The 26938-nt window shown below is 64.3% G+C and carries 23 protein-coding genes and 1 pseudogene; 15 read left to right on the plus strand and 9 right to left on the minus strand.

All coding sequences use genetic code 11. The annotated features are described in order from the left end of the window. Position 1: 1 nt before the first annotated feature. The 4 genes from AC51GR_RS18035 to AC51GR_RS18050 all read right to left on the minus strand — a co-directional run bounded on the left by AC51GR_RS18035 (position 2) and on the right by AC51GR_RS18050 (position 4082). Positions 2–1210 carry an acetyl-CoA C-acetyltransferase gene (locus AC51GR_RS18035; RefSeq protein WP_496326024.1) on the minus strand — a complete coding sequence of 403 codons (1209 nt, stop codon included), beginning with the start codon at positions 1208–1210 and terminating at the stop codon, positions 2–4. Positions 1211–1374: 164 nt separating this feature from the next. Further along, positions 1375–2364, minus strand: a complete 990-nt coding sequence (locus AC51GR_RS18040; RefSeq protein ID WP_496326025.1) for a DUF7064 domain-containing protein — start codon at positions 2362–2364, stop codon at positions 1375–1377. Between the two features lie 27 nt (positions 2365–2391). Further along, entirely contained in the window at positions 2392–3261 is an 870-nt protein-coding gene (locus tag AC51GR_RS18045) for an enoyl-CoA hydratase-related protein (RefSeq protein ID WP_496326026.1), read from the minus strand. Beyond that, a complete protein-coding gene (locus AC51GR_RS18050; protein WP_496326027.1) occupies positions 3258–4082 on the minus strand; it encodes an SDR family NAD(P)-dependent oxidoreductase in 825 nt (274 codons plus the stop codon). Before AC51GR_RS18050 ends, AC51GR_RS18045 begins: the two co-directional genes overlap by 4 nt. 225 nt (positions 4083–4307) lie before the next feature. Here AC51GR_RS18050 and AC51GR_RS18055 point away from each other — a divergent pair, with 225 nt between their 5' ends. The 10 genes and pseudogenes from AC51GR_RS18055 to AC51GR_RS18100 all read left to right on the plus strand — a co-directional run. Further along, positions 4308–5492, plus strand: a complete 1185-nt coding sequence (locus AC51GR_RS18055; RefSeq protein ID WP_496326028.1) for a lipid-transfer protein — start codon at positions 4308–4310, stop codon at positions 5490–5492. Then, positions 5492–5968, plus strand: coding sequence for a MaoC family dehydratase N-terminal domain-containing protein (locus tag AC51GR_RS18060; RefSeq protein WP_496326029.1), 477 nt, complete (start codon positions 5492–5494; stop codon positions 5966–5968). The genes AC51GR_RS18055 and AC51GR_RS18060 overlap by 1 nt, the downstream gene beginning before the upstream one ends. Next, entirely contained in the window at positions 5965–6405 is a 441-nt protein-coding gene (locus AC51GR_RS18065; protein WP_496326030.1) for a MaoC/PaaZ C-terminal domain-containing protein, read from the plus strand. The genes AC51GR_RS18060 and AC51GR_RS18065 overlap by 4 nt, the downstream gene beginning before the upstream one ends. After that, on the plus strand, positions 6402–7619 hold the full coding sequence (locus AC51GR_RS18070) for a TetR/AcrR family transcriptional regulator (RefSeq protein ID WP_496326031.1): 1218 nt from the start codon (positions 6402–6404) through the stop codon (positions 7617–7619). The genes AC51GR_RS18065 and AC51GR_RS18070 overlap by 4 nt, the downstream gene beginning before the upstream one ends. Positions 7620–7647: 28 nt before the next feature. Further along, positions 7648–8424: an SDR family NAD(P)-dependent oxidoreductase gene (locus AC51GR_RS18075; RefSeq protein ID WP_496326032.1), complete on the plus strand. Its 777-nt coding sequence runs from the start codon at positions 7648–7650 to the stop codon at positions 8422–8424. A 347-nt stretch (positions 8425–8771) separates the two neighbouring features. After that, complete coding sequence (locus AC51GR_RS18080) at positions 8772–9986, plus strand: cytochrome P450 (protein WP_496326033.1); 1215 nt, start codon at positions 8772–8774, stop codon at positions 9984–9986. 35 nt (positions 9987–10021) lie between these two features. Next, positions 10022–10987 (plus strand): PDR/VanB family oxidoreductase, encoded by a 966-nt coding sequence (locus AC51GR_RS18085; RefSeq protein WP_496326034.1) that lies wholly within the window; start codon positions 10022–10024, stop codon positions 10985–10987. 46 nt (positions 10988–11033) lie between these two features. Then, complete coding sequence (locus AC51GR_RS18090) at positions 11034–11861, plus strand: SDR family NAD(P)-dependent oxidoreductase (protein ID WP_496326035.1); 828 nt, start codon at positions 11034–11036, stop codon at positions 11859–11861. A 250-nt stretch (positions 11862–12111) separates the two neighbouring features. Then, positions 12112–13185, plus strand: coding sequence for a porin PorA family protein (locus AC51GR_RS18095; RefSeq protein ID WP_496326036.1), 1074 nt, complete (start codon positions 12112–12114; stop codon positions 13183–13185). A gap of 8 nt (positions 13186–13193) precedes the next feature. Then, a pseudogene (locus tag AC51GR_RS18100) lies at positions 13194–13315 on the plus strand (IS3 family transposase); the annotation flags it as partial. On the opposite strand, the gene AC51GR_RS18105 reads toward AC51GR_RS18100, so the two are convergent. From AC51GR_RS18105 to AC51GR_RS18120, 4 genes are all read right to left on the minus strand, one after another. Beyond that, a complete protein-coding gene (locus AC51GR_RS18105; RefSeq protein WP_496326037.1) occupies positions 13309–14547 on the minus strand; it encodes an acyl-CoA dehydrogenase family protein in 1239 nt (412 codons plus the stop codon). The pseudogene AC51GR_RS18100 and the gene AC51GR_RS18105 sit on opposite strands and share 7 nt — an antisense overlap. A gap of 71 nt (positions 14548–14618) precedes the next feature. After that, positions 14619–15257, minus strand: a complete 639-nt coding sequence (locus tag AC51GR_RS18110) for a histidine phosphatase family protein (RefSeq protein ID WP_496326237.1) — start codon at positions 15255–15257, stop codon at positions 14619–14621. Continuing rightward, a complete protein-coding gene (locus AC51GR_RS18115) occupies positions 15158–15970 on the minus strand; it encodes a CbtA family protein (RefSeq protein WP_496326038.1) in 813 nt (270 codons plus the stop codon). The genes AC51GR_RS18110 and AC51GR_RS18115 overlap by 100 nt, the downstream gene beginning before the upstream one ends. A gap of 14 nt (positions 15971–15984) precedes the next feature. Continuing rightward, positions 15985–16164, minus strand: a complete 180-nt coding sequence (locus tag AC51GR_RS18120; RefSeq protein WP_496326039.1) for a CbtB domain-containing protein — start codon at positions 16162–16164, stop codon at positions 15985–15987. 337 nt (positions 16165–16501) lie between these two features. Between AC51GR_RS18120 and AC51GR_RS18125 the strand changes: the two genes are divergently transcribed. From AC51GR_RS18125 to AC51GR_RS18140, 4 genes are all read left to right on the plus strand, one after another. After that, positions 16502–21088 (plus strand): ATP-dependent helicase, encoded by a 4587-nt coding sequence (locus AC51GR_RS18125; RefSeq protein ID WP_496326040.1) that lies wholly within the window; start codon positions 16502–16504, stop codon positions 21086–21088. Between the two features lie 108 nt (positions 21089–21196). Next, positions 21197–21808, plus strand: a complete 612-nt coding sequence (locus AC51GR_RS18130) for a TetR/AcrR family transcriptional regulator (protein ID WP_496326041.1) — start codon at positions 21197–21199, stop codon at positions 21806–21808. Positions 21809–21872: 64 nt separating this feature from the next. Beyond that, entirely contained in the window at positions 21873–23084 is a 1212-nt protein-coding gene (locus AC51GR_RS18135; RefSeq protein ID WP_496326042.1) for a thiolase family protein, read from the plus strand. A gap of 14 nt (positions 23085–23098) precedes the next feature. Further along, the gene (locus tag AC51GR_RS18140; RefSeq protein WP_496326043.1) at positions 23099–23506 is read left to right on the plus strand and encodes a Zn-ribbon domain-containing OB-fold protein; all 408 of its coding nucleotides are present in this window, start codon (positions 23099–23101) and stop codon (positions 23504–23506) included. A 27-nt stretch (positions 23507–23533) separates the two neighbouring features. Here the strand turns inward: AC51GR_RS18140 and glpD are convergent, their stop codons facing one another. Then, complete coding sequence (gene glpD / locus AC51GR_RS18145; RefSeq protein ID WP_496326044.1) at positions 23534–25279, minus strand: glycerol-3-phosphate dehydrogenase; 1746 nt, start codon at positions 25277–25279, stop codon at positions 23534–23536. 141 nt (positions 25280–25420) lie between these two features. Here glpD and glpK point away from each other — a divergent pair, with 141 nt between their 5' ends. Continuing rightward, the gene (glpK, locus tag AC51GR_RS18150) at positions 25421–26929 is read left to right on the plus strand and encodes a glycerol kinase GlpK (protein WP_496326045.1); all 1509 of its coding nucleotides are present in this window, start codon (positions 25421–25423) and stop codon (positions 26927–26929) included. Positions 26930–26938: the final 9 nt, after the last annotated feature.

Consider the following 26938-nt stretch of genomic DNA (forward strand, 5'->3'; position numbering starts at 1 on the left):
CTCACACGCGTTCGACGATGGTGGCAATGCCCATGCCACCGCCGACGCAAAGGGTGACAAGAGCTCGTCGCTCGTCACGACGTTCGAGCTCGTCGATGACGGTCGAGATGAGCATCGCGCCGGTGGCGCCGAGCGGGTGGCCCAGGGCGATGGCACCACCGTTGACGTTGACCTTCTCGTGTGGGATACCGAGGTCTTTCATGAAGCGCAGCGCGACCGATGAGAAGGCCTCATTGATCTCGAAGATGTCGATGTCGTCGACCGACAGACCGGCGACGGCCAGTGCCTTGCGGCTCGCGGGTGCGGGTCCGGTGAGCATGATGGTCGGATCCGAGCCGCTGACGGCACCGGCGACGATCCGGGCGCGCGGCGTGAGCCCCAGTTCCCGCCCGACCGTCTCGTTCCCGAGGGCCACGATGGCCGCACCGTCGACGATGCCCGAAGAGTTGCCACCGGTGTGCACGTGGTCGATCTTCGGGACCCAGTGATACTTCTGCAATGCGACGTCGTCGAACCCGGCTGCACCGATCCCGGTGAAGGCGGGCTTCAGCTTCCCAAGCGTTTCGATGGTGGTGCCACGCCGGAAGTGCTCGTCACGGTCGAGGACGACGGTGCCGTTGCGATCGCGCACCGGAACAACAGAACGCGCGAAGCGTCCCTCGTCCCAGGCTGCCGCCGCCCGGCGCTGGGATTCCGCAGCGAAGGCGTCGACGTCTTCCCGGGTGAATCCCTCGAGTGTGGCTATCAGGTCCGCACCGATGCCCTGTGGCACGAAGCCGGTGGTGAAGTTGGTTTCCGGATCGTTGGCCCAGGCGCCGCCATCCGAGGCCATCGGCACCCGCGACATGCTTTCGACGCCGCCCGCGAGAACCAGCGTCTCCCAACCCGACGCGATCTTCTGCGACGCGGTGTTGACCGCTTCGAGTCCGGAGGCACAGAACCGGTTGAGCTGGACGCCTGCAACGGTTTCCGGCAATCCGGCGGCGATCGCGGCGATGCGCGCGATGTCGGCTCCCTGATCGCGCAGGGGGCTGACGCAGCCGAGCACGAGGTCGTCGACGCGTGCGGTGTCGAGGTTCGGATTGCGCTCTTGCAGTGCGTCCAGGAGACCGACCACCAGCGAGATCGGCTTGACGCTGTGCAGCGATCCGCCGCGACCGCGACCGCGTGGGGTACGCAGTGCGTCGTAGACAAAGACTTCATGTGGCATGGGATTCGTATCCTTTTCTTGCGCGATCCGGCGCCTGCAGAAACCGCGGCGGGCCGGTAGGCGTCACGGAGCAACTTGTGTAGAGTTTCCCGGTCGGCCGCCGGGGTATCTCATCGATGAACTGGAATCACTTGGGGCACTTGAACCCGGGACAGACTCGAGGACTAGGCGCGAATGGGACGAAGGAACTCGGCCACTGCCCATCCCCCGTGACCTTCGGCGAGGTCGACCGTCATCTGCGCCATCCGAACCGCGCGGTCCTCGGTACGTTGGGTGACCGGCACGAAGTGGCGGATGGATCCGTCCACGATGATGGTCGGCAAGCCCTCCGCCGAGATGATGCCGGTATGGCGTCCCGCATAGGTGGATTCACCGGCGTAGTCGGTGAGCACGCGATAGTCGGTGATCGGGTGGGCGACTCCGTCGGTGGTCAGAACCGCACCGGCACTGACGCGCACGCCCGACGGCTCGTATTCCCCGTATGCACTGAAAGCTGTTCCGTCCATGAGCCATCCGGCGACCCATTCGCCGGTGAACGACGCCCACTCGCGCGGACCCCACGAATGATCACGGAACGAGGTGACCTCATCGAGGACCCAGGTGCGCTTGCCGACCCGGATGGTGCCCGAGAGGTGACCGAACTGCTCGTAGTGATCGCTCGCGATCGTCGAACTACCCGGTGTGCAATCACCGTCGCCGTCGCCGTTGATGACGAACATCGGACTCGACGCCGTGTACGAGAGGGAGATCTCGCACTCCTCTGCCGGCGCGTTCTTCAGCGCGATCCGGCCTTGCTCAGCCATCAGTGACGGATGTGTCACGCGCGCAACAGAGTTTTGGTATTTGATCTCCGCGGTGCGGGTGGGTTCTTTGATCGTGATCTCGAGCCCCTGGCCCGAGAAACTGTCGTTGGTGTCGCAGGGTGTGCGGCCGGCACGGAACGCAATGGCGCCGCCGGGCAGAGTCAGTTGCACCGAGGTCTCGCTGTAGCCGAGGTTCGGCCGGTTCCCGATGCGGACGAGGCCGCCTAGTTGTGAGACAGGGTCGACGAAGTTGAAGTAGACACTCTCGTTGAAATTGTCGATGCCTGCGAAGTCGTGGGTGCCCTCGGCATCGGCGCCATACTTGCACACTGTGAACGGTTGGCTTGTCATGATTCTCCTCGGTTGGACCCCTATGGGTCAGAATCGTTGTGCTGGTGAGGGATCGAGTGGAGGGAAAACAGCCGGCCGACGCTCCAGGAATGACATGACTCCTTCGCACGCGTCTGCCGAGTCGACGCGTCCGGCGTAGGTTCGGGATTCTTCGGCGGCTGCAGGCCCGGGATGCGAATGCAACCATGACGAGGCGAGTAGGCGCTTGGACAGCGCGACCGATGTCGGTGATGTGTCGGCGACGAACTGCTGCGCGTACTCACGCGCCGCTGTCATCACCTGGTCTGCCGGAACAACCTTGGTGAGATAGCCGGCCTCATATCCTTCGGCGGCGTCGAAGACCCTCCCCGACAGAATCCAGTCCGTCGCACGGCCCACACCCACCAGTCGTGGCAGGAACCATGTGGACGCACCCTCGGGCACGACGCCACGGCGATTGAACACGAACCCGAACCGCGCGTCAGCACTGGCGATCCGGACATCCATCGCGGCGGCGATGGTGGCACCGCCGCCGATTGCGTGACCGTTGAGGGCCGCGATCACCGGCTTCTGCATCGCGAACAGTCGCTCGCTGATGCGTCCGGCAGGTTCGCGATAGCCCGTCGGAGTGTGTCCGTCGACGTCCTCTACAATTGCGCGCGTGAGGGTTTCGGGGCCGTCGAGGTCGGCGCCGACAGAGAAGGCCGGGCCCGCACCGGTGACGATCACGGCCCGCACGTTCGGGTCGTTGTCCGCACGATCGAGCGCGTGCAAGACGTCGACCAGCATCTGTACCCGCATGCCGTTTCGCCGCTGCGGGGCGTCGAGCGTCACCACGGCCACACCGTCGGCGACGTCATAGCCCACTTCTTCGTAGCGGCCTGCCGCCGCAGTCGTGGCCACGAGCGTGTCCGTCACAACCCGCCACCGCAGACGAGGACCTGGCCGGTGATGTAGCTCGATTCCGGGCTGCACAACAGGTAGACAGCGCCGGCGGCCTCCTCGACAGTGCCCGCACGGCCAAGGGCGATCTGCTTGGTCGCGGCCTCCATCACAGCCGGATCGACACCGACTCGAATGTCGCGGTCCTCGACCTTGATGGTCTTGGCCTCGGTGGTCACCGACGTCAGCCGGGTGTTGATCACGCCGTAGGCGACGGCATTCGAGGTGACGTTGTAGCGGCCCCATTCCTTGGCAATCGTCTTGGTGAGACCGATCATCCCGGCCTTCGCCGACGAGTAATTCGCCTGCCCCGGGTTTCCGAGCAGCCCCGATGTGGAGGAGATGTTCACGATCTTTCGGCACGGGACCGAACCGGTTTCGCGTTCGCGCTTGACCGCCGCGCTGATCACCGGCTGCGCGGCCCGCAGGATCCGGAATGGTGCAGTCAAGTGGACGTCGAGGATGTCGGCCCACTGCTGATCGGTCATCTTCTGGATGACGTTGTCCCAGGTGTATCCGGCGTTGTTGACGATGATGTCGATGGCGGCAAAGTTGTCGACCGCCGCCGCGACGAACCGATCGGCGAACTCCGGGTCCGTCACGCTCCCCACACACGCAACGGCCTGCCCGCCAAGTGATTCGATCTCGGCGACCACCTCTCTCGCGGGCTCGGGGTCGAGGTCGTTGACGACCACCTTGGCGCCCTCGGAAGCGAGTTTGAGGGCTACGGCCCGCCCGATGCCACGGCCCGATCCCGAGACCATTGCGACTTTGTCCTGAAGCTTCTGCACGCTCATGCGTTCTCCTGAGTTCTGTTCGATCTTCGCGCGACGCGATATCGACGCGGGCCCAGCCACCGTCCACGGCTTGTGACCCGAGTCACTGGGGTGAATACTAACTTCAGAAGAAGTTGGGAGTCAATAGCCAATTATGCTGGCAGTTTCGGCTTATTGTTAGTCCTGACTTTATGTGCTTATCTGGACCCAGACCCTCGATATACCCCATGACCGAAAGGTGGTCCCATGACAAATGTCTGCATCAGTGGCGTCGGAATGATGCCCTTCACCAAAGCCGGAAAGAGCGAGACCTACGAGCGGATGGGCTCCACCGCAGCCCTTGCAGCCCTGAAGGACGCCGGCCTCGGCTATGCCGACGTCCAGCAAGCCTTTGTCGGCTACGTCTACGGTGATTCGACGTCGGGCCAGAACGCTCTCTACGAGATCGGCATGACCGGCATCCCGGTGATCAACGTGAACAACAACTGTTCGACGGGGTCGAGCGCGCTGTGGCTGGCGCGCCAGGCCGTGGCATCGGGTGCCGCGGACTGCGTGCTGGCCCTGGGCTTCGAGCAGATGCAGCCCGGTGCGCTGGTCAATGCCTATGGCGATCGACCGAGCCCCACCGAGCGGGGCGAAAAGATCGCGGTCTCGCGGCCCGGCGGCGACGCCGTGGCACCCGCGGCCGCGAAGATGTTCGGCGGCGCGGGCGTGACCTACATGGAGCGCTACGGGGTGTCCTCTGAGATCTTCGGACGCGTGTCGGTGAAGGCCCGTTCGCACGCCGGACGCAATCCGCTCGCGGTGTTCCGTGACCCGATCGACCTCGCGCAGGTCATGAACTCCAAACAGATCTGGGGACCGCTGACATTGCTCATGTGCTGCCCACCGACCAATGGTGCGGCCGCAGCCATCGTGTGCAGCGAAGAGTTCGCCCGATCCCGCGGCATCGACTCGAGCATCCGGTTGCGGGCACAGTCGATGGTCACCGACCTTCCCGGCACCTTCGAGACGACCGACATGATGCGGGTCGCCGGCTATGACATGACAGCCAAGGCATCCGCGGAGGTCTATGAAGCGTCCGGCGTGGACCCGCTCGACATACCCGTCGTCGAATTGCACGATTGCTTCTCCACCAACGAAGTCATCACCTACGAAGGCCTGGGCCTCACCCCCGAGGGCACCGCCGAGAAGTTCATCCTCGATGGCGACAACACCTACGGCGGTCGCGTGGTGACCAACCCGTCCGGCGGCCTGTTGTCCAAGGGACACCCCCTGGGCGCGACAGGACTGGCCCAGTGCGCCGAACTGGTGTGGCAGTTGCGCGGCACCGCCGGCGACCGTCAGGTCGAAGGCGCGCGGATTGCGTTGCAGCACAACCTGGGTCTCGGCGGCGCGTGCGTCGTGAGCCTATACGAGAAGGTGTCCTGATGGCACTCGATCACGCCATCCTCGAGGTGGTTTCACCGCCGATCGTCACCGATGTCGAACGCGGACGTATCCGCCAGTTCGCCGACGCCATCGGTGAAGAGAATCCGATCTACCGCGACCGCGACGCCGCGATAGCCGCCGGTCACCCAGATGTCCTCGCTCCCCCGACCTTCCTGTTCGGACTGGAACTGGAGAACTCCGACGTATTCGGCGATCTCGCGGCACACGGCGTCGACCTGGGCAACGTCCTGCACGGCGAACAGCGATTCCGCTACTTCGCCGATGTGCATGCCGGTGACCGGGTCCGGTTCGAGACACGGTATGTCGACGCATACTCCAAAGCCGGTGGCGCTCTTGACTTCCTGGTGCGACGCACCACCGTGACCCGCGCAGGCGACATCGTGGCCGAATTGGAGAGTGTCAGCGTCATAAAGAACCCTGCGGGGGTCATCAAGAACCCGGGAGGGACAAAATGAGCACACCCACCGTCGGCGACGTCGTCGCGACACTCAAGCCCGGGGTCGTTACCCGTACGACACTGGCGTTGTTCGCCGGGGCATCGGGCGATCACAACCCGATCCACATCGATCTCGACTCGGCGCGCGCCTCCGGCATGGACGACGTGTTCGCCCACGGAATGCTCTCGATGGCGTATCTGGGCCGATTGCTCACCGACACATTCCCGCAGAGCAGCATCCGCGAACTGTCTGCGCGGTTCACCGCGATCACCCCGGTCCGAGCCGAGCCGGAGCTGACGGCCACGGTAAAAGAAATCATCGTCGCCGACGACGAACAGCGAGCCGTGCTCGAGTTGAATGTGACTCTGGCAGATGGGACACGAACTCTGGCCGGAACCGCGGTGGTGGCGTGGTCCGGCGCTGACCAGGGTTCGAGTGCGACACTGGTCCCATGACGGACACTGCCGAAGCCGGCTCCGCAGCACCCACCCGCGGAGGACCCCGAAGCGAACAGATCGTTCGCGCCGCGACGCTGCTCTTCCAGGACCTCGGCTACCAGAATGTCAGTATCGACCAGATCGGGTCAGCAGTCGGGCTGACCGGTCCGGCGGTGTATCGGCATTTCAAAGGCAAGTACGCCCTCCTGGTAGAGGCGTTGCGTACCCAGGTCGATCTGACACAGCAATTGACGGACCGGGCCGCCGGTTCCGGTAGCACCGCGCAGGAAGTCCTCGACCTGTTCCTCGACGGTCTGAGCGACATCACCGCAAACGGTGACGAGGCAACCCTGTGGCGCCGCGAACAGCGGCACCTCAAGGAAGCCGAGCGCATCGAATTCCAGGCGCAGTTCCGTTCCAACCGGGATCGCCTTGCGGCGATGATCCTCTCGGCGAATCCCGAGGTCACCACGCACCAAGCGGAATTGCTCGGCTTTGCGGTACTCACGATGTACTCGAACACGCCGAGTATCCGCGGCAGCCTCACCCCGGAGCGACTGATCGCCATCCAGTCCGCGCTGGCGAAGGCGATCATCGGATGCAACCTTCCGCACGTCAGCGCCGGTACACAGTCGATACCGACTCCGGTACACCGCAAACCGGCGGGTCGCCGGGAACGGATACTGACGGCATCGACGACGCTTTTCGATGAGCGCGGGTTCTACGACGTGCGCATCGATGACATCGCCAAGGCGTCGGGGATGTCCGTGGCAACCCTGTACCAGCACGTGACCGGTAAAACACAGGTACTGCGGGCAATTCTCGAACGGGGCGCCGAAGGCTTGCTGTATGTGACCGCTGAGGCGCTCTCGCATGCGACCACTCCGCACGAGGTGCTCGGTGCCCTCGTCGAGACATACATTCGGCAGGCGTTGGGCGTTCACGGGCGGACCATGCATATCCTGGCCGCCGATCTGCTCTATCTCTCCGAGGACGAACAAGCCTCCCTGAGGGAGACGCAGCGCGAGTACCTCGCCGAATGGGTCGAAGTGATCTGCACCCTGGCCGGGCATCTCAGTACGAGCGATGCGCGCGCACTGTCCCAGGCCACCATCGCCGTCATCACCGACGTCTCACAAAATCCAGAACTCAAAGCCCGCCCCGGCATCACCGAGGAACTCTCGGCCCTCGCCCACGCGATGGTCCTGCCGACCGGACTCGAACTGCCATGAATCTTTTACCCCGAAAGGGACCTCACATATGTCTTCCACCGATCTACGCTGCGCAGTCGTCGTAGGGGGCGCGTCCGGCATCGGCGCTGCCATCGTGCAGGCACTCGCCAACGACGGCGTGGCCGTAACCGTAGCCGACCGAAACCTTGAACTAGCGAAATCCCTTGCCTCCGAACTTGGTTCACCGCATGACGCCGTAGAGGTCGATGTCGCGGACGAGGGATCCGTACAGAACCTGTTCGAATCCGTCCGCGCCCGGCGCGGACGCCTCGATATCGCCGTGAACAGTGCCGGCCTCAGCGTTGCCGGCGCCATCACCGACCTCTCCATCGAGAAGTTCAAGCGCGTGGTCGATGTCTGCCTCACCGGCGCGTTCGCAGTGATCAAGCACGCGGCGCGGTCGATGGACGACGGCGGCGTGATCATCTCCCTGTCGTCGCTGAACGCCCGGCAGCCAGGCACCGGACTGAGCGCGTACTGCTCGGCCAAGGCAGGGCTGGCCATGCTCACCCAGGTCGCCGCACTCGAACTCGCCGAGCGTGGTATCCGGGTGAACGCGATCGCACCGGGCATCGTGATGACACCGTTGACCACGCCATCGATGTCGGTTCCGGGACTGCAAGATGACTATCTGGCCAACACGCCACTGGGGCGATCCGGAACGCCCGAGGAAATCGCCGACGCCGCGGTCTACATGACGCATGCCTCCTGGCTGACCGGCGAGAATCTCGACCTCAACGGCGGGGCCCACCTCGTGCGATATCCGGATCTGCTCGGACACTTCCAGCGGGCATCTGCCATCTGACAATCACCTTCATATTTATCACTAACTTCGAGGCGGTTCATCGCCCGCAGTCTCGCCACTAACCAAGCCCCACCGCCAACGCAATGGGTCTTGGTTAGTCGCGTATCAGCCAAATCCCATATATAGCAGTAGTTCCGCAGGTCAACGCTCACCCTCTTGGACTCGAGCGCCTCTCGAGAAGTCACCTCGCCGAATCCATTGACTAACACGTGTGGGTCATGTCACTATAATCACCGTTAACAACTGATGTGCCCGCCATCACATTCGCGCGGGAGAACCCTCACGCTCGGCCCGCGCTCGCAACTGCAGAATCCTGCCGTCTTTCGCCGCCAATGAAGGAGCCACCGATGACCGCCACCCCAGCACACGACGTATCGCCCACTCAGACAGATGACCTCGCCCAGTTCCCCTTCGGTCGGACCTGTCCGTTCTCGCCGAACGCCCGGTACAAGGACTTCGACGACGAGAACCTGAAGCAGATCAGTTTCAACGGCACACCCGGATGGCTGGTCACCGGATACAACAATGTCCGCTCGGTGATCGCAGATCCGCGGATGAGTGTGCGCGGCATCGACGATTCTTCGCGCGGAGATGCCGGCGACGAAGCAGTGCCCGGCTTCTTCGTGGCGATGGACCCGCCGCAGCACGACAATCTGCGCAAGATCCTGGCGAAGGAGTTCACCCCGCGCCGCATGGCGGCCATGCGCCCCAACATCGAACGGATCGCCAACGGGCTGATCGACGACATTCTGGCGAAAGGCGGAACGACCGACATCGTCGACACCCTCGCGCTGCCGCTTCCGTCGCTGGTCATCTGCGAATTGCTGGGCGTTCCGTACGACAAGCACGACTTCTTCCAGGAACGCACCCGCGCTGTGCTCGCCGCCGACAGCACACCCGAGGACATCGCCTCGGCCATCGGGGACGTGATGGGATACCTCGCAGAACTGGTGGCCATCAAAACGGCCGAGCCGGGCGACGACCTGATCAGCCTTCTGGTCAAGCACATCGAATCAGGCGATCTGAGCGTCATCGACGTGGCGGGCATGTCGACGTTTCTGTTGATGGCCGGACACGAGACGACCGGCAACATGATCGGACTCGGACTGTTCGCCCTGCTCGAGCATCCCGAGCAGCTCGCGGAACTGCGTGACGACCCCGAGCTCATGCCACAGGCCGTCGAGGAGTTGCTGCGCCACCTCGACATCATCGGCAGCCTTCCACGCACCACCACCGAAGACATCGAGATCGAAGGCCGGCACATCGCCAAGGGCGACCTGTTGATGTTCTCGACCGAGGCGGGCAACCGTGATCCGTCGGTGTTCGACGAGCCTGATCGTCTCGACTTCCATCGCGACGCCAGCCGGCACCTGACCTTCGGTCACGGCCTGCACTCGTGCCTGGGCGCGCCGCTGGCCCGCTTGGAGCTCGCGGTTGTCTTCGGCACCGTACTGGAACGATTCCCCGATCTGCGGCTCGCGGTGCCGGCATCGGAGATCCAGATGAAGAACGACGCCCGTATCTTCGGTGTTCACCAGCTGCCTGTCACATGGACTCAGTGACGCTGCAACAGATCTCGGCCGAAAGGGGCCTGGCAATGACCGATCTGCGAGCCCGCGACATCGAATTGATCGACGTCGTCGTCGACAGTGCGGAGACCGTCGCCGACCGGGTGAAGGCCTTCGGGCTGAAACCGGCCACCGGTGCCGAACTCCCGTCGTGGACGCCCGGCTCACATATCGACATACACCTGCCGTCGGGGCTTGTGCGGCAGTATTCGTTGTGCGGCGATCCGTCGGACACCGGCACGTTCCGGATCGCAGTGCTGCGAGAACCCACCGGACGGGGTGGATCGGATGAGGTACACACCGTTCTCGATCGCGGTACCGCGTTGCGAATCAGTCTTCCCCGAAACGCTTTTGAGTTGGACGACCATCAGCGATATGTCTTTGTCGCGGGCGGGATCGGTATCACGCCGATCCTGCCGATGATCAGACAGGCCGATGCCGCGGGCGCCGATTGGTCACTTGTCTACGGTGGACGCAGCCTCGACTCGATGGCGTTCCGAGACGAACTCGCCTCGTACGGCGACCGGGTGACCCTGCTACCCCAGGACCGCACCGGGCTCATCGATCTCCCCGCAGCGATCGGGGAATCTCAGCCCGGCACCGCGGTGTACTGCTGCGGGCCGGCCGGACTGCTCGATGCCATCGAAACACACTGCGCGACATGGCCGGATGGATCTTTACACACAGAGAGGTTCATTGCGGCGCAGTCAGGAAGCACAGATGGCGACTCACAATTCGAGGTGGTTCTGGCGAAGCAGGATCGGTCGTTCACCGTCAAACCCGGCGTCTCCATCCTCAAGACCCTTGAATCGGGCGGCGTCGACGTTCCTTCCGCATGCCAGCAAGGCATGTGCGGAACATGCGAACAGATCATCGTCGAGGGAACACCTGACCACCGCGACGAGATCCTCACCGACGAGGAACGGCTCGCCGGCCAATACATCCTGATCTGCGTTTCTCGGTGCCACGGCGACCGCCTGGTGCTGGATCTGTGATGCACCAATACATTTCGACCGATCATCTGATGAAGGAGTAACTGATATGGGACGTGTAGAAGGTAAGATCGCGATCGTCACCGGTGCAACCAGCGTTGAACCAGGCGGACTCAACATCGGCGGCGCGAGCGCGTCCGAGCTGGCCGCCGAGGGTGCGCGCGTGGTTCTGGCGGACATCAACCTCGAAGGTGCGCAACGCCTTGCCTCGATCCTCAACGAGCGACACGGCGAGAAGACCGCGCTCGCCATCGAGGTGGACCTTCGTGAGGAAGCACAGATCGAGCAACTGGTGCAGCAGACCGTCGATCAGGTCGGGGCACCGGACATCATCCTGAACATCGCCGGGGTGTTCCCGCCCGACGACGGCGACATCGCGACGATGCAGATCGAGGTCTGGGACAATGTCTTTGCCGTGAACCTTCGTTCCGCGATGCTCCTGACCAAACACGCACTCCCGTACTTGCGGGACGGGGGTGGGGCGATCGTGAACACGGCGTCGACCCACGCGTTCGCCGGCGACACCAGCCTGACCGGATACGGTGCGACCAAGGCCGCCATCCTGGCGCTGACAAAATACACCGCAACGCAGTACGGCAAAGAAGGCGTGCGCTGCAACGCCATCTGCCCGGGCACGACCACAACGCCGCCGGCACAGCAACTGCCACAGGCGATCAAGGACATCTACCTCGAGCACACGATGGCGCAGGCGCTCAACAGCCCGACTGAACTGGCCAAGGTGTTCACCTTCCTGGCATCCGACGACTCACGGGGCATCAACGGAGAAGTGGTGCGGGTCGATGGTGGTCTGCTCGCAAACCAGCCGTTCGTGCCGGACATGGTGAAGTTCGGAATGGCCACGGCGTCCAGGCAGTAGTCGCCTGGGGTGCACGCGGGCCCACGACTCCCGCGTGCACCCCCGCACATCCGCTCCCACCGAGCCGCCTCATCGTTCAACAGCAGCCAAGCACACCCCATCGTTCCCCGAGGTGTGCCGGTTTCGCATGTCCATTCCTCACTGTGTGCCACAACATATTTCATACCCGATGTGGCACCCGACACTCCTGACCGATCGACACGCTCCACATCCATTTCGCCGGTTCGACAACTATCCAGAGGAGATCTTGATGGCGATACGCCGCAGCTCGTTGGCAATGATCATTGTTGGCGCCCTACTCATCGCGTTGGCGATGCTGATCAAGTTTGTCGCGGTGCCGTACGTTTCGAAACTTCCGGAAGACACAAACGATTCGTCGACGTTCGACGGCGAACTCCGTCAGATCGACCCGGCAACATTCACACTCGGTGAGGCCACACCGATCTCCATCGAACGCTCGGCAACAGTCGACGAGGTGGACGGGGATACCGCAGTTGTCACCGTCACCGCCGTCTCCAAGCTGCCGACCGGAGAGTCCACCGACGCCCATACCTACGCGATCAGTCGCGTTGACTACTCACAGGTCGACGCTCCGAGCGGAACCGACGTCGAAGACCAAAAAGGCGGAGTGACACTGTCATTCCCCATGGATCCCAGCACCGACGACGCGCTGATGTATGACTCGGTCACCCAGACCGCGCAGCCCGTGAAGTTCGTCAAAACCAGCGAACTGTCCGGTCGCGAAGTTCACGAGTTCTCCGGTACCACCACCGCACCGGTTGCCGACCCCGACGTTCTCGGCCCGCTCAAGGCCGGCATCGCGGCGATGGCGCAGACCGGCGATGGAAGCACACTGCCCAAACCGATGATCGAAGCATTGCTGCCCACCGTGGCGGCTGATCGAGCTGACGGTATCCGGGCGGCACTGGCAGCCGCCCCCGACCAGGTGCCCCTCCAATTCACCACGATCAACGCGGTCGCTGTGTGGGTCGACTCCGACTTCGGCGCACCGTTCAAGAACGAACAAGACCAGACCACAATCCTCAACATGCAGGTGGACGGCAAAACCATTCCCCTGATGGACATGTCACAGATCAAGGTGGCAACCTCCGACGAATCGATCACCACCGCCGCCGACAAGCTCTCGAAGAGTCAGACCCAGCTGAACCTGTTGGGTATCTGGGCTCCCCTCGGGCTCGCCATCATCGGTGTGGTCCTCATCGTTGTCGGATTCCTTCGTCGCCGGCCTTCTCCGGCAGCCACGGCAGCCGGTGAAACAAACGCGGCCGACCGGACAACCGATCGCCACAAAGCAGACCGCTGACAGACGCTTTCGCCCGTACCGCCTTCTTCCGATGGCGCATCGTCCCGGTCACACAACGTGACCGGGACGATGCGCAGCCCCTCACTGCGGCCCGCAACGTCCGAGCCGAGACCCAGCGTTCGCCTACCGGGCCAACACGCCCTTGGCGACGTGCGTGACCTGGATTTCGTTGCTGCCGGCGTAGATCATCAGCGACTTCGCGTCACGGGCCAGCTGTTCTACGCGGTATTCGGCCATGTAGCCGTTGCCGCCGAACAGCTGCACGGCTTCCATGGCGACGTCGGTGGCTGTCCGGGACGAATAGAGCTTCATCACCGACGCCTCGGCGAGATCGAGGGGCTTACCCGCCTTCGAACGCTCGAGCGCGTGGAAGACCATGTTCTGCACGTTGAACCGGGCCACCTCCATCTCGGCGAGCTTGAGCTGGATCAACTGCAGATCGGCAATGGGCTTGCCCCACAGGGTGCGCTGCTTCGCATAGTCGATCGACAACCGCTGGCATTCGTTGATGATCCCGAGAGACAGCGTCGCGATGCCCACCCGCTCCATCGCGAAGCCTGCCTTGGCCCCGTCACCGCCGCTGCCCGTTCCGGTGTCTTCGGTCTCGCCCAGCAAACGGTCTTTTTCCAGCACGACGTTGTCGAAGAACAGCTCACCTGTCGGCGACGACATGATGCCCATCTTCTTGAACGGTTTGCCCTGCGTGAAGCCCTCCATGCCCTTGTCAAGAACAAAGGTCAGGACCTTGCGGTGTCGCCGATCGACATCGGGATCGCCCTCGTCCAGCTTCGCGAACACCACCACCGTGTCGGCGTACGGCCCGTTGGTGATGAACGTCTTCTGACCGTTGAGGATGTACTTGTCGCCGTCCCGCCGGACCGTTGTCTTCATGCCCCCCAACGCATCCGAACCCGAATCCGGTTCCGTGATGGCCCAGGCACCGACCTTGTTCAAGGTGACCAGATCGGGCAGCCACCGCCTCTTCTGCGCCAGCGTTCCCTTCGACCGGATCGTCGAGGGGGTCAGGCCCATGCTGACACCCATCGACGCGACGATGCCCAGGCTCACCCCGGACAACTCGATGTTCAAGATCGACGCCATAGAGGTCATGCCGCTGCCGCCGCCGGACCCCGACTTCGGCTCGGCCTCACCACGCGCCACCGCCTCTTCGTGAGCAAGGTCCTTCTCGAGTGCGTCGGCCGCCATGGCATCGATACCGAACGACTTGAGCATCAGCCGAATGATGTCGTACGGCGGCAGGTTCCCGGTCTCGAGCTCATCGACGTGGGGACGGATCTCCTTGTCGACAAAGCTCCGGACCGCGTCCTGCACCATCAGGTCTTCTTCGGACCACTCGAACATTCAAATCCCCTAGCGTTGGCGTATCGACTCGATACTCAACACTAGAACAAGTTCCAGTTCTTGTGCCTGGTTCAGGGATCGGGTCCACCTACTGACCCTCCGAACCGGACCCGCCACCGCGCGTTGCCCCGCGACAGGTCGATGAGGCGAGCGGGCGCAACCTCGACGCTCCAGAAATCGCACCCGAGTGCTGCTGCCACCAGACCTTGCGCGGTACCGGTGGTCACGACCGCGATCAGATCCGCCTCCGGACAGTCCCCCAACCAACCATCCAATCGCGCAACAAAATTGGCGACACTCTCGCCGCCATGCGACGCGACGTCCGGGTTTGTCATCCAGGCACCGAGTTCGGTCGGGTCGATCTGTTCCGGGGAGCGCTGCACCCAGGATCCGAGATCGATCGACGCCAGCCGGGGGTCGACCCGGCCATGGGCGCCGATCAACTCAGCGGTCTCGATCGTCGCACGCTGCGGCCCGATCCGTATCTGATCGCAGACCGGCAAACGCAGCCGCGCACAATCGGCGCGGCCGCGTTTGTCGAGCGAATCATCGGCGCCGAATCTCAGTGCCGCGTTGGGCCCGGTCCGAGCCGCGGTGATCAGTCGCAGTTTCAGCCGGCGCTCGCAGAGACCGGTACCTGAGCCGCCCGTGCCTGACGCTTGCCGATGACGGTCAGGATCACCGCGAACGCCAATCCGAGAACAGTCCAGAGAATGACCTGGTTCAGAACCGAATAGAAGCGGAAATCGCCGAAGACATCGGCCGGGAACCCGGACATCACGAGGGTGTCGCCGTCGAGAAGCTCCCCCGGTATCTCGTCGTATTTCGGCAACAGCAGAATCGCGATCCCGGCAGCCACCAGGTAAGCGGCACCGGAGACGATCGCCGCATACAGCCCGCCGATCCTGGGTGAGAGATACAACGCGAGCACCCACGCGCCGATCATGAACACCACCGACAGCACAATGATGGTGAGGAACGAACTGGTTCGCCCGTTGATGGTGCCTTCCAGGTCGACCGCCGGAGGATTCGCCGGATACGCGCAGAACGGGATCAGGTAGGCCGCGACGAACCCGGAAACGGCAAGCAGGCCTGCCACCGAACGGGGATCGACCTGCGGGTGGCGGCGCCCGACGTATGCCCAGGCAACCGTGAACGCGACGGCCAGAAAAGCCCCCATGATCAGGCCGAAGGCAACTGTCCCGACACCCACCCCGAGATTTTGCTGGATGGTGCGGCTGACCACCTCTTCGCCGTGTTCGTGAACACCGTCGGCGACGGCGATCTCCGCGTCCGAACGCGCGCCCTCGTAGGCGACGGCCCGGTCGACCAGCGGCTCGATGTAGATGCGGGCGAACACGAAGGAGACCAGACCGGCAACGATCCCGGCGAGCAGCCCGGCCCCGATGAACTTCTTTTCCATGGTCCCAGCGCCCGTCAGTGGCACGGGAAGCCGAGGAAATGGCGCGCATCGTGCACGAACTCGTGCACATGGGTGTCGGCGCCGAACACCGACACCGCGCCCTGGTCATAGCCGAGGAAATAATAGGCAAGGGCCGCGACGAAGGTGGTCGCCGTCAACCACAGCGCGGTGTTGACCACCGACACGTCGGGCACGGCGACTGCAAGATGTGCACCCGGCCCCGATCGGCCACCTGGGAATGCATGGGATACTGCAGGACTCGACAACTGAACTCCTCTCGCGGGTAGACGCGCCCGCGTTTGCGATGGATGTTCGCTCGTGTGTCGGTGCTCTGACTTGGTCCGGCGGATCCTGGTGAATCCGTGGAACTCACAGTGGCGCGACCGTTCCGGACTCTCACCGGATTTCCCGTCCACACAGCGTGGGCCTGACTCTAAACCGGCGCGTTTTGCCCGGTCAAGGCGGCTGTGCAGAAGGCCGGTCAGATCCGGCGCCGGCGGCACTGTCAGACCACTCATGGATCATGGAGCAATGGCCGCCCGCAAGCCCCCTTCGCCGAAGTCTGCCGGCATCGACGCCGAGCAGGTCCTCGGCCGGTTCACCGCGCCCACCCGGGCGTGGTTCACGGCGGCGTTTCCCGAACCCACCGCAGCTCAATTGGGTGCCTGGAACTCGATCGCCGACGGCCAGAACACGCTGGTGGTGGCACCGACCGGGTCCGGAAAGACGCTGTCGGCCTTCCTCTGGGCGCTCGACCGGCTCGCCGCCCACCCGGCCGCCGATGGAGCCGAGGCCGCCGGCACCAGTGTCCTCTATGTCTCGCCCCTCAAGGCACTGGCAATCGACGTCGAACGCAACCTGCGCGCGCCCCTGATCGGCCTGACCCGGGCAGCACAGGATCTGGGCGAACCCGTTCCCGAGATCACCGTCGGCGTGCGGTCCGGCGATACGCCACCCGCCCAGCGCAGGCAGTTGCTGCGCAAGCCACCGGACATCCTCATCACCACACCCGAGTCGCTGTTCTTGATGCTGACGTCGTCGGCCCGCGAGACGCTGACCTCGGTCGAGACCGTCATCGTCGACGAGGTCCACGCGGTGGCCGGAACCAAACGCGGCACTCACCTCGCGGTCTCCCTGGAGCGTCTCGATGACCTCCTGGACAAACCCGCGCAGCGCATCGGATTGTCCGCGACCGTGCGACCACCGCAGCGCGTAGCCGAGTTCCTGTCCGGCAGTCGCCCGTGCACGGTGGTGCAGCCGCCGGCGATGAAGACCTTCGACCTATCGGTTGAGGTCCCCGTTGCCGACATGACCAACATCCCGGTGATCGCGGGCACTGACGAGATCGACGACGAGGCCTCGGCGCCCGCGGCCGGCTCGTTGTGGCCGTATGTGGAGAGCTCGATCGTCGATCTGATCGAGAAGAACCGGTCGACCATCGTCTTCACCAATTCGCGGCGGCTCGCCGAGCAGCTGACGGCCCGCCTCAACGAGGTGCACGCCGCGCGGATCGGTCAGGCACCGGAATCGCTCCCGAATCCCCGTGTCCCCGGGGGCGCGCCGGCACAGGTGATGGCCAGTGGCGCCAGCAAAGGTGCCGCTCCCCTGCTCGCCCGGGCACATCACGGCTCGGTCAGCAAAGAGGTCCGCGGGCAGATCGAAGAAGAACTCAAGGCCGGACGTCTGCGGTGTGTCGTCGCCACCAGCAGTCTGGAACTGGGCATCGACATGGGCGCCGTTGACCTGGTCATCCAGGTCGAGGCACCACCGTCGGTGGCAAGCGGCCTCCAACGGATCGGACGGGCCGGGCATCAGGTCGGTGAGATCAGCCAGGGTGTGCTGTTTCCCAAGCATCGGGCCGATCTGCTGCGCTGCGCGGTCGCCGTCGAGAGAATGACCGACGGACTGATCGAAGAACTCACGGTCCCGGCGAATCCGCTCGACATCCTCGCGCAGCAGACCGTCGCCGCCTGCGCCACCGGCAGTATCGGTGTCGACGACTGGTACCAGACCATCCGACGCAGCGCGCCGTACGCAACGCTGCCCCGGCCTGTTTTCGATGCGACCCTCGATCTGCTGTCTGGACGCTATCCGTCCGACGAGTTCGCCGAACTGCGGCCCCGCATCGTCTGGGACCGGGCGCAGGGCACACTGACCGGCCGGCCCGGTGCGCAGCGACTGGCCGTCACCTCGGGCGGTGCGATTCCGGACCGCGGGTTGTTCGCGGTGTACATGGTCGGCGAAAAGCAGACGCGGGTAGGCGAACTCGACGAGGAGATGGTCTACGAGTCGCGGGTCGGCGATGTTTTCGCCCTGGGTGCCACCAGTTGGCGGATCGAGGACATCACCCACGACAGAGTCCTGGTCACGCCGGCGTTCGGACAGGCCGGACGGTTGCCGTTCTGGCATGGCGACAGCATCGGCCGACCGGCCGAACTGGGTGAGGCCATCGGCCGGTTTGTCGGCGAACTCATCGACGACAAGAAGCTGCAGTCGCACGCGAAGCGGCTGGGGCTCAACGACTATGCCCGCGACAACCTGGCCCAGCTGGTGTCCGAGCAGCAGGCCGCGACCGGGCATCTGCCCACGGACCGCACCCTGCTGGTCGAGAGATTCCGTGACGAGCTCGGCGACTGGCGGGTGATCCTGCACTCCCCCTTCGGTTTACGGGTGCATGCGCCGTGGGCCAGCGCTGTCGCGGCACGACTCGAGCAGGATTACGGCATCGACGGAGCGGTCTCGGCAGCGGACGACGGGATCATCGTCCGACTTCCCGATACCGACGACCAGTCGCCGGGCGCGGCGTTGTTCGGGTTCGAGGCCGACGAGATCGAGCAGATCGTCACCGAGCAACTCGGCGGATCTGCCATGTTCGCCTCCCGATTCCGCGAATGTGCAGCCAGGGCATTGCTTTTGCCGCGCCGCAATCCGGGACGTCGCGCGCCGCTGTGGCAGCAACGTCAGCGCAGTGCGCAGCTACTCGACGTGGCCCGCAAGTACCCGCAGTTCCCGATCATCCTCGAGGCGTTTCGCGAATGCCTGCAGGACGTGTACGACCTGCCTGCGCTCACCGACCTGCTCACCCGCATCGCAACGCGGCGGCTGCGGATCATCGAGATCGAAACACAGACCCCGTCTCCGATGGCCTCATCGCTGTTGTTCGGCTATGTCGGCGCCTTCATGTATTCCGACGACGCGCCGCTGGCCGAGCGCCGGGCGGCCACGCTGTCCCTGGACACGGCGTTGCTGGCCCAACTTCTCGGTCGCGTCGATCTGCGGGAGTTGCTCGACGCGAAGGTGATCGCCGATACCGAGGCCAAGTTGCAGCGGCTACATCCGGATCGACAGGCCCGCGACCTCGAAGGCATCGCCGACCTGTTGCGATGGCTCGGACCACTGAGCGCCTCCGATGTGGGCCTGCGCTTCACCGGTGACGATCCACAACCGCTGCTCGACGAACTCGTCGCCTCGGGCCGGGCCATCACGATCCAGCGCGGCGAGGCACAGTTGTATGCGGCCGCCGAAGACGCCGGACGACTGCGGGACGCATTGGGAATTCCTCCGCCCCAGGGACTCCCGCTGGCGTTCCTCGAACCGGTCGACGACCCGCTCGGGGATATCGTCGGCCGCTACGCACGCACCCACGGACCGTTTGTGGCATCCGACGCCGCCACCGGGCTGGGCCTGAGTATCGCTGTGGTGCGCGACACCCTGGTCCGGCTGGCCGGACAGCGCCGGGTCGTCGAGGGCGATTTCCGGCCCGAGCCCGCAGGCACCATGAGTGGCGGCGAACAGTGGTGCAACACCGAGGTACTCGCGGTGCTGCGTCGGGGTTCACTCGCTGCGAGCCGCGCCGAGATCGCGCCGGTCAGTCACGAGACATATGCCCGATTCGTCACCGGTTGGCAGCACGTCACCAAGCGCTCGCGGTTGCGTGGCATCGACGGTGTGTCCGCGGTGATCGATCAACTTGCCGGAGTACCCATTCCGGCCTCGGCGTGGGAGTCACTGGTCCTGCCCGCCCGGGTGGCCGACTATCGCCCCGACATGCTCGACGAATTGACCGCGGGCGGCGAGGTGCTCTGGGCCGGCCACGGAAGACTCTCCGGGTCTGATGGCTGGATCAGCCTTCATCCGGCGGATGTGGCCGAGGACAGCCTCCCGATCCCGGTCGAGATCGACATGACGGATCTGCACAACCGGCTACTCGACCAGCTCGCCTCCGGGGGCGCCTTCTTCTTTCGGCAACTCAGCGATGCGTTGACGCTCGGCGGAGTCGCTCCACTGGCCGCCGACCTGGAGACGGCGCTGTGGGATCTGGCCTGGGCCGGACGGATCAGCAACGACACCTTCACCCCGGTGCGGGCGCTGCTCGGCCCCGGTCGCAAGTCGGGAGCCACCCGCAGTGCCCCGGCACATCGCGGTCGCAGCCGGTTCGCCCGCACCCCACGTACGGCTCCGCTGTCGATGACGGGACGGTGGTTTGCCCTGCCCGAGCCCACGTCCGACCCGACCCGAGCAGTGGCCGCGCAGTGTTCGGCACTGCTCGATCGGTACGGCGTGGTGACGAAGGGCGCGGTCATGAACGAGGGCATCGCCGGCGGTTTCTCACGGGTGTACAAGGCACTCAGCGGGTTCGAGGACAGCGGCAAGGTGCGTCGCGGGTATTACATCGACGGGCTCGGCGGCGCCCAGTTCGCCGCGACCACAACGGTCGATCGGCTCCGCGACGAGGCCGAGACCACCGGGACCTCGGCGCTGGCGCTCGCCGCCACCGACCCGGCCAACCCGTACGGTGCGGCACTGGCGTGGCCGAAACAGCTCGAAGGGCACCGGCCCGGCCGGAAGCCGGGTGCGCTTGTGGTTCTCGTCGATGGGCACCTGGTGTTGTTCGTCGAACGCGGCGGAAAGACGGTGCTGACGTTCAGTGAAAGCGTCGCGCATCTGGAGGCGGCCGCCGGAGCTCTGGCAAAGGTGGTCGTCCGCGGTCACGTCGACCGGCTACACGTCGAACGGGTGAACGGCGACCCGGTCCAGACCAGTGACCTGGCATCACATCTACGCGAAAGCGGATTCGCCGCCACACCCCGGGGGCTTCGGCTGCGGAGAACCGGCTGACCCGAAACCTCGCGGGTGGCGGACAGGGTCGGTTGGCACAATTTACTGTGTACCTAGCTCGGCAAACACCGGGCAGTTCACGGCTCCCACACGCAAAGGAACACCTTCATGGCGCAACAGGCACCTTCCACTGCGGCGGCAACGCTCAGTTCGGAGCTGCCTGCCTGGCAGCAGGCACGGAGGCTGAGCATCATCAAGGCCGCCAACGCCGCACTCAAGGCCGAGGAGTACGAGCAGATCCAGATCCGTGACGTGGCCCAGGAAGCCGGGGTCGCTCTCGGCACCCTCTACCGCTACTTCTCTTCCAAAGAGCATCTCTATGCGGCGGTGCTGTTGGACTGGGCGGCGCCGGCCTATGCGCGGTCCGGGGAGAACCTGTCGGAGCATCAGATCCGCGCCAAGATGAACGCGGTCATCTCCTCCTTCGAGCGGCGCCCGCACTTTTTCAAGGTCCATGTGATCCTGCAGTCCAGTTCGGACGCCAACGCAAAAGCGCTGCTCGGCGAGTTCTTCACCGTCTGCCAACAGACCCTGGCCGGTGACTTCGCCCGGCTCGGCCCGGGTGCTGCCGCCGATGCCGCAATCATGTTGTGGTCGATCATCAACACCGCCCTCACGTCGGCGATCTACCACGACGGAACGATGGAGGACGTCTACCGGCTCTGCAACCGATTCATGGACTTCCTGTTCGGCCCGGTCGAGCAGACTGTTGAAAACTAGATTCGGGTTCTAGTAGGTTGGCGGATGACCGTCACTTCCACTTATTCCACGCGCAGGAGCATCCATGGGGTTTCAAGGCGATGCGGCAATCGTCGGTTATACCGAGTTACCACCGCAAAAGGTTTCCACCAGGACGCCGCGCTTCACCCTTGAACAGTGGGCGACGCTGTCGGCGTCGGCGATCGAGGACGCCGGCCTGACCGGTGTCACGATCGATGGGATCGTCACCTCGACGCTGCTCGAGTCCGAGATGTTCGTGCCCTCCACCATCGCCGAGTACCTCGGCGCGAAGGTTAACTTCGCCGAGATCGTCGACCTCGGTGGAGCATCGGCTTCCGCGATGGTCTGGCGGGCCGCGGCGGCCGTGGAACTCGGTATCTGCGAAGCCGTTCTGTGTGTGCTGCCTGCCGATTACGGCGTGCCGTACAACGAGAAGAAGCCGCTGCCCGAGAGCCTCACCGACATCTTGCTCTACGGGTCGTCGTCGAACCGTTACGGCTCACCGCAGGCCGAGTTCGACATCCCGTTCGGCAACCTCGGCCAGAACGGACCGTATGGTCAGATCGCGCAGCTCTATCGCTCCGCGTACGGATACGACGAGCGCGCACTCGCGAAAATTGTTGTGGATCAACGGGTCAACGCCAATCACACCCCTGATGCGATCTTCTACGAGAAGACCCTGACCATCGACGACGTGTTGGCCAGCCCGATGATCGCCGATCCGCTTCACCGCCTCGAGATCGTGATGCCGTGTTCCGGTGGTGCCGCCGTGCTGGTGACGTCCGCGGCGCTGGCGAAGAAGAGCAAGAACCGGCCGGTGTGGATCAAGGGATTCGGCGAGCATGTCGCCTACAAGACCCCCAGCTATGCCGAGGACCTGCTGCAGACCCCGATCACCCAGGCCGCGGACTCCGCATTCCGGATGAGTGGCCTCGAGCGCAGCGACATGGACATGGTCTCGATCTACGACTGCTACACCATCACGGTGTTGATGAGCCTGGAAGACGCGGGTTTCTGCGAAAAGGGCAAGGGCATGGAGTTCGTCAACTCACATGACCTGACGTTCCGCGGCGACTTCCCCCTGAACACCGCCGGTGGCCAGCTGGGCTTCGGACAGGCCGGACTGGCCGGCGGCATGCACCACGTGTGCGACGCGACCCGCCAGATCATGGGCCGGGCCGGGGCCGCGCAGGTCGATGACTGCAACCGCGCATTCGTCTCCGGCAACGGCGGCGTGATGGGCGAGCAGACCACACTTGTTCTCCAGGGCGACTAGAAAGCGATCACCTCATGACGTTCACCAAACCGATGCCGGTGAAAACGCCGGTGACCGCACCCTTCTGGGATGCGTTGGCGGAGCACAAGATCCGTATCCAGTATTCACCGTCGCTGCAGCAGTACGTGTTCTATCCGCGCATCCTGGCGCCCGGCACGCTGGCCGACGACCTCGAGTGGCGCGAGATCTCCGGACTGGGGACGCTCTACACCTTCACCATCGCGCGTAAGCCGGTGTCCCCGCATTTCGCAGACTCGGTGCCGCAGCTGGTGGCCGTGGTGCAGTGGGACGAGGGTCCCCGCCTGTCGACCGAGTTGGTCAACGTCGCACCCGAGGACATCACGGTGGGCATGCGGGTCAAGCCGGTCTTCTTCGACTACCCCGACGACGACGTCACGCTTTTGCGGTACGAGCCCGCCTGATCTGGCGTCTGCCGACTTTTGGCAGTGTCAGTCCGGAACCGGTACCGGCTCCAGGAGTTCGGCCCGTGATTCCGGAGCGGCCGCACGTAGGGCATCGGCGGATTCGTCGTCGGGCTGACGCTGCGAGGCGACTTCGGCGACAACACGGGCCAGGTAGGTCTCGATCTCGAACGCGGTTTGCTCGGCATCCCAGTCCAACAGCGGCGCAACCAGATCCGCGACCTCGGCCGCGCAGTTCACACCGCGGTCGGGGTATTCGATCGCGATCCGGGTCCGCCGGGCGAGGATGTCTTCGAGGTGCAGCGCCGCTTCACTGACAACGGCGTACACAACCTCGACCCGCAGGTATTGCGGGGCACCCGTCAGTGGTTCGAGCAGGCTTGCATCTTTCTTGGCGTAGTCCAAGACCTCGTCGATCATCGAGCCATAGCGATTGAGCAGGCGACGAATACGGTACGGGTGCAGCCCATGTCGTTGTCCGAGCTGATCGCACTGGTTGATCAACGCGTGGTAGCCGTCGGCGCCGAGTAGCGGCACCTTCTCGGTGATCGACGGTGCCACCCGGACGGGGATGAAGTCGGTGATGGCGTCCACCGCATCTGCGGCCATCACCCGGTAGGTGGTGTATTTGCCGCCGGCGATGGCAACCAGGCCCGGCGCCACCTCGGCAACCGCATGCTCGCGGGAGAGTTTCGACGTCTCGTCGCTCTCTCCGGCCAGCAGTGGACGCAGACCGGCGTAGACGCCTTCGATGTCGGCGTGGGTCAGCGGGGTCACCAGTACCTCGTTGACCCGTTCGAGGATGTAGTCGATGTCGGCGGCCGTGGCAGCCGGGTGGGCGAGGTCGAGATTCCAGTCGGTGTCGGTCGTGCCAATGATCCAGTGGGTCTCCCACGGGATCACGAACAGCACCGACTTGGCCGTTCGAAGGATGATGGCGGATTCACTGACTATGCGATCACGCGGAACGACGATGTGCACACCTTTGGAGGCGCGGACCCGAAAGCGTCCACGCTGCTTGGACAGCGCCTGGATCTCATCTGTCCAGACCCCCGCCGCATTGATCACACAGTGGCTGCGGATGTCGGCCATCTCGCCGGTCTCGGTGTCGCGGACCCGGACACCGCTGACGTGATCGGCCTCCCGGAGGAAGCCGGTGACCTGGGTGGAGGTCCGGATCACCGCGCCGTAGTGGGCGGCTGAACGCGCCACGGTCATGGTGTGCCGGGCGTCGTCGACCACAGTGTCGTAGTAGGTGATCCCGCCGGTGAGCGAGTTCCGCTTCAGCGACGGCGCGATCCGCAGCGCCCCCGAACGGGTCACATGATGTTGTCCGGGAACCGATTTCGCCCCACCGAGCGAGTCGTAGAGAAAGAGTCCGGCTGCGACGTAGGGACGCTCCCAAACACGGTGGGTCAGTGGGTAGAGGAACGGGAGGGGCTTCACCAAATGCGGGGCCAGCGTCCTCAGGGACAGTTCACGTTCGTGCAGCGCTTCGCGGACCAGACCGAACTCGAGTTGTTCGAGATAGCGCAGTCCGCCGTGGAACATCTTCGACGACCGGCTCGACGTGCCCGATGCGATGTCGCGGGCTTCGACCAGGGCCACCCGCAGACCGCGGGTTGCGGCGTCGAGCGCAGTTCCGGCGCCGACGATGCCGCCGCCGACGACCACCACGTCGAACTGTTCGGTCGAGAGGCGCTGCCAGGCGTTTTCCCGGTAGCGGGGCCCGAGGTCTGCGGGCCGATCCGGATCGAAAGTTGCTGCGCTCATCGCGATCTCCCATTCAGCCGGGCGGACACTCTTGCGCCAAGGTTACCCGCTGGTAACTATCTGGCCACTCCAACCGGCACCGGTGACACGTCGAGGGCCACACAGCGGACTCTACGGGCAGTTCATGGAACACTCGGGGACGTGAGCAACAGCAGGGGGTACGTAGCCGCAGTCGACCAGGGAACGACGTCGACGCGCTGCATGATTTTCGATCATTCCGGACGTGTCGTGAGCTCGGAGCAGGTCGAGCACACGCAGATCTTCCCGCAGTCCGGATGGGTCGAGCATGATGCCCTGGAGATCTGGCGCCATACGCGCCGGGTCGTCGCGGCTGCGATAGCCGCCGAAGACCTCGAGACCGCCGACATCGTGGCGCTGGGAATCACCAATCAGCGTGAGACGACCGTGGTCTGGGATCGCTCGACGGGCCGACCGGTGTACAACGCCATCGTGTGGCAGGACACCCGGACGGCAGCGCTCTGTGAAGAACTGGCCGGTGACGACGGTCCCGGCCGGTACCAGCAGCGCACCGGACTGCCCTTGTCGACATACTTCTCCGGCCCGAAGATCCGGTGGATTCTCGACAACGTAGAGGGCGTTCGAGAACGCGCCGAGGCCGGCGAATTGTGCTTCGGCACAATGGATACCTGGCTGATCTGGAATCTGTCCGGCGGACCATCCGGCGGACGACACCTCACCGATGTCACCAATGCCTCGCGAACCATGCTGATGGATCTGGAGACGCTGGCCTGGGACGAGGACATCTGCCGAGAGATGCAGATCCCGATGAGCCTGTTACCGGAGATCCACAGTTCGTCGGAGGTGTATTGCCATGTCCGCGAGCGGGGTCCACTCGCCGATGTCCCCATCGCCGGCATCCTCGGCGATCAGCAGGCAGCCACATTCGGACAGGCCTGCCTGGCGGTCGGTGAAGCCAAGAACACCTACGGCACAGGTAATTTCCTGCTCCTCAACACCGGTGAAGAAGTGGTCCACAGCGAACACGGCCTACTGACCACCGTCTGCTATCAGATCGGCGACAACAAGCCCGTGTACGCACTGGAGGGTTCGATCGCGGTGACCGGATCCCTGATCCAGTGGCTGCGCGACAATCTGGGGTTGATCAGTGCCGCAGGCGATATCGAAGAGGTTGCTCAGACCGTCGACGACAACGGCGGCGTCTACTTCGTGCCTGCCTTTTCCGGCCTGTTCGCACCTCGCTGGCGGCCCGACGCGCGTGGCGTCATCGTTGGCCTCACCCGGTTTGTCAACAAGGGTCATATTGCGCGAGCGGCGTTGGAGGCCACCGCGTTCCAGACGCGCGAGGTGATCGAGGCAATGCAGGCCGACTCCGGCGTGACGTTGTCGACCCTCAAGGTCGATGGCGGAATGGTCGTCAATGAGCTGCTCATGCAGTTCCAGTCCGACATTCTCGGCGTTCCGGTCGTCCGGCCGGTTGTCAACGAGACCACGGCGCTGGGTGCCGCCTACGCGGCCGGGTTGGCGGTGGGTTACTGGGACAGCGAGCAGGAGATCCGCGACAACTGGGCAGCGGACAAATCGTGGGAACCCGCGATGGCCGTCGACGATCGAGATGAGCGCTTCGCCGAGTGGAACACCGCCGTCGAACGGAGCTACGACCTGGCCTGAGCTGGGCGG

The organism is Williamsia sp. z71 (genome assembly GCF_059553375.1).

Coding starts and splice junctions, on each gene's coding strand:
- AC51GR_RS18035 (WP_496326024.1), bottom strand. CDS start 1,210: ATGCCACATGAAGTCTTTGTCTACGACGCACTGCGTACCCCACGCGGT.
- AC51GR_RS18040 (WP_496326025.1), bottom strand. CDS start 2,364: ATGACAAGCCAACCGTTCACAGTGTGCAAGTATGGCGCCGATGCCGAG.
- AC51GR_RS18050 (WP_496326027.1), bottom strand. CDS start 4,082: ATGAGCGTGCAGAAGCTTCAGGACAAAGTCGCAATGGTCTCGGGATCG.
- AC51GR_RS18055 (WP_496326028.1), top strand. CDS start 4,308: ATGACAAATGTCTGCATCAGTGGCGTCGGAATGATGCCCTTCACCAAA.
- AC51GR_RS18060 (WP_496326029.1), top strand. CDS start 5,492: ATGGCACTCGATCACGCCATCCTCGAGGTGGTTTCACCGCCGATCGTC.
- AC51GR_RS18065 (WP_496326030.1), top strand. CDS start 5,965: ATGAGCACACCCACCGTCGGCGACGTCGTCGCGACACTCAAGCCCGGG.
- AC51GR_RS18070 (WP_496326031.1), top strand. CDS start 6,402: ATGACGGACACTGCCGAAGCCGGCTCCGCAGCACCCACCCGCGGAGGA.
- AC51GR_RS18075 (WP_496326032.1), top strand. CDS start 7,648: ATGTCTTCCACCGATCTACGCTGCGCAGTCGTCGTAGGGGGCGCGTCC.
- AC51GR_RS18080 (WP_496326033.1), top strand. CDS start 8,772: ATGACCGCCACCCCAGCACACGACGTATCGCCCACTCAGACAGATGAC.
- AC51GR_RS18085 (WP_496326034.1), top strand. CDS start 10,022: ATGACCGATCTGCGAGCCCGCGACATCGAATTGATCGACGTCGTCGTC.
- AC51GR_RS18090 (WP_496326035.1), top strand. CDS start 11,034: ATGGGACGTGTAGAAGGTAAGATCGCGATCGTCACCGGTGCAACCAGC.
- AC51GR_RS18095 (WP_496326036.1), top strand. CDS start 12,112: ATGGCGATACGCCGCAGCTCGTTGGCAATGATCATTGTTGGCGCCCTA.
- AC51GR_RS18105 (WP_496326037.1), bottom strand. CDS start 14,547: ATGTTCGAGTGGTCCGAAGAAGACCTGATGGTGCAGGACGCGGTCCGG.
- AC51GR_RS18115 (WP_496326038.1), bottom strand. CDS start 15,970: ATGGAAAAGAAGTTCATCGGGGCCGGGCTGCTCGCCGGGATCGTTGCC.
- AC51GR_RS18125 (WP_496326040.1), top strand. CDS start 16,502: ATGGCCGCCCGCAAGCCCCCTTCGCCGAAGTCTGCCGGCATCGACGCC.
- AC51GR_RS18130 (WP_496326041.1), top strand. CDS start 21,197: ATGGCGCAACAGGCACCTTCCACTGCGGCGGCAACGCTCAGTTCGGAG.
- AC51GR_RS18135 (WP_496326042.1), top strand. CDS start 21,873: ATGGGGTTTCAAGGCGATGCGGCAATCGTCGGTTATACCGAGTTACCA.
- AC51GR_RS18140 (WP_496326043.1), top strand. CDS start 23,099: ATGACGTTCACCAAACCGATGCCGGTGAAAACGCCGGTGACCGCACCC.
- glpD (WP_496326044.1), bottom strand. CDS start 25,279: ATGAGCGCAGCAACTTTCGATCCGGATCGGCCCGCAGACCTCGGGCCC.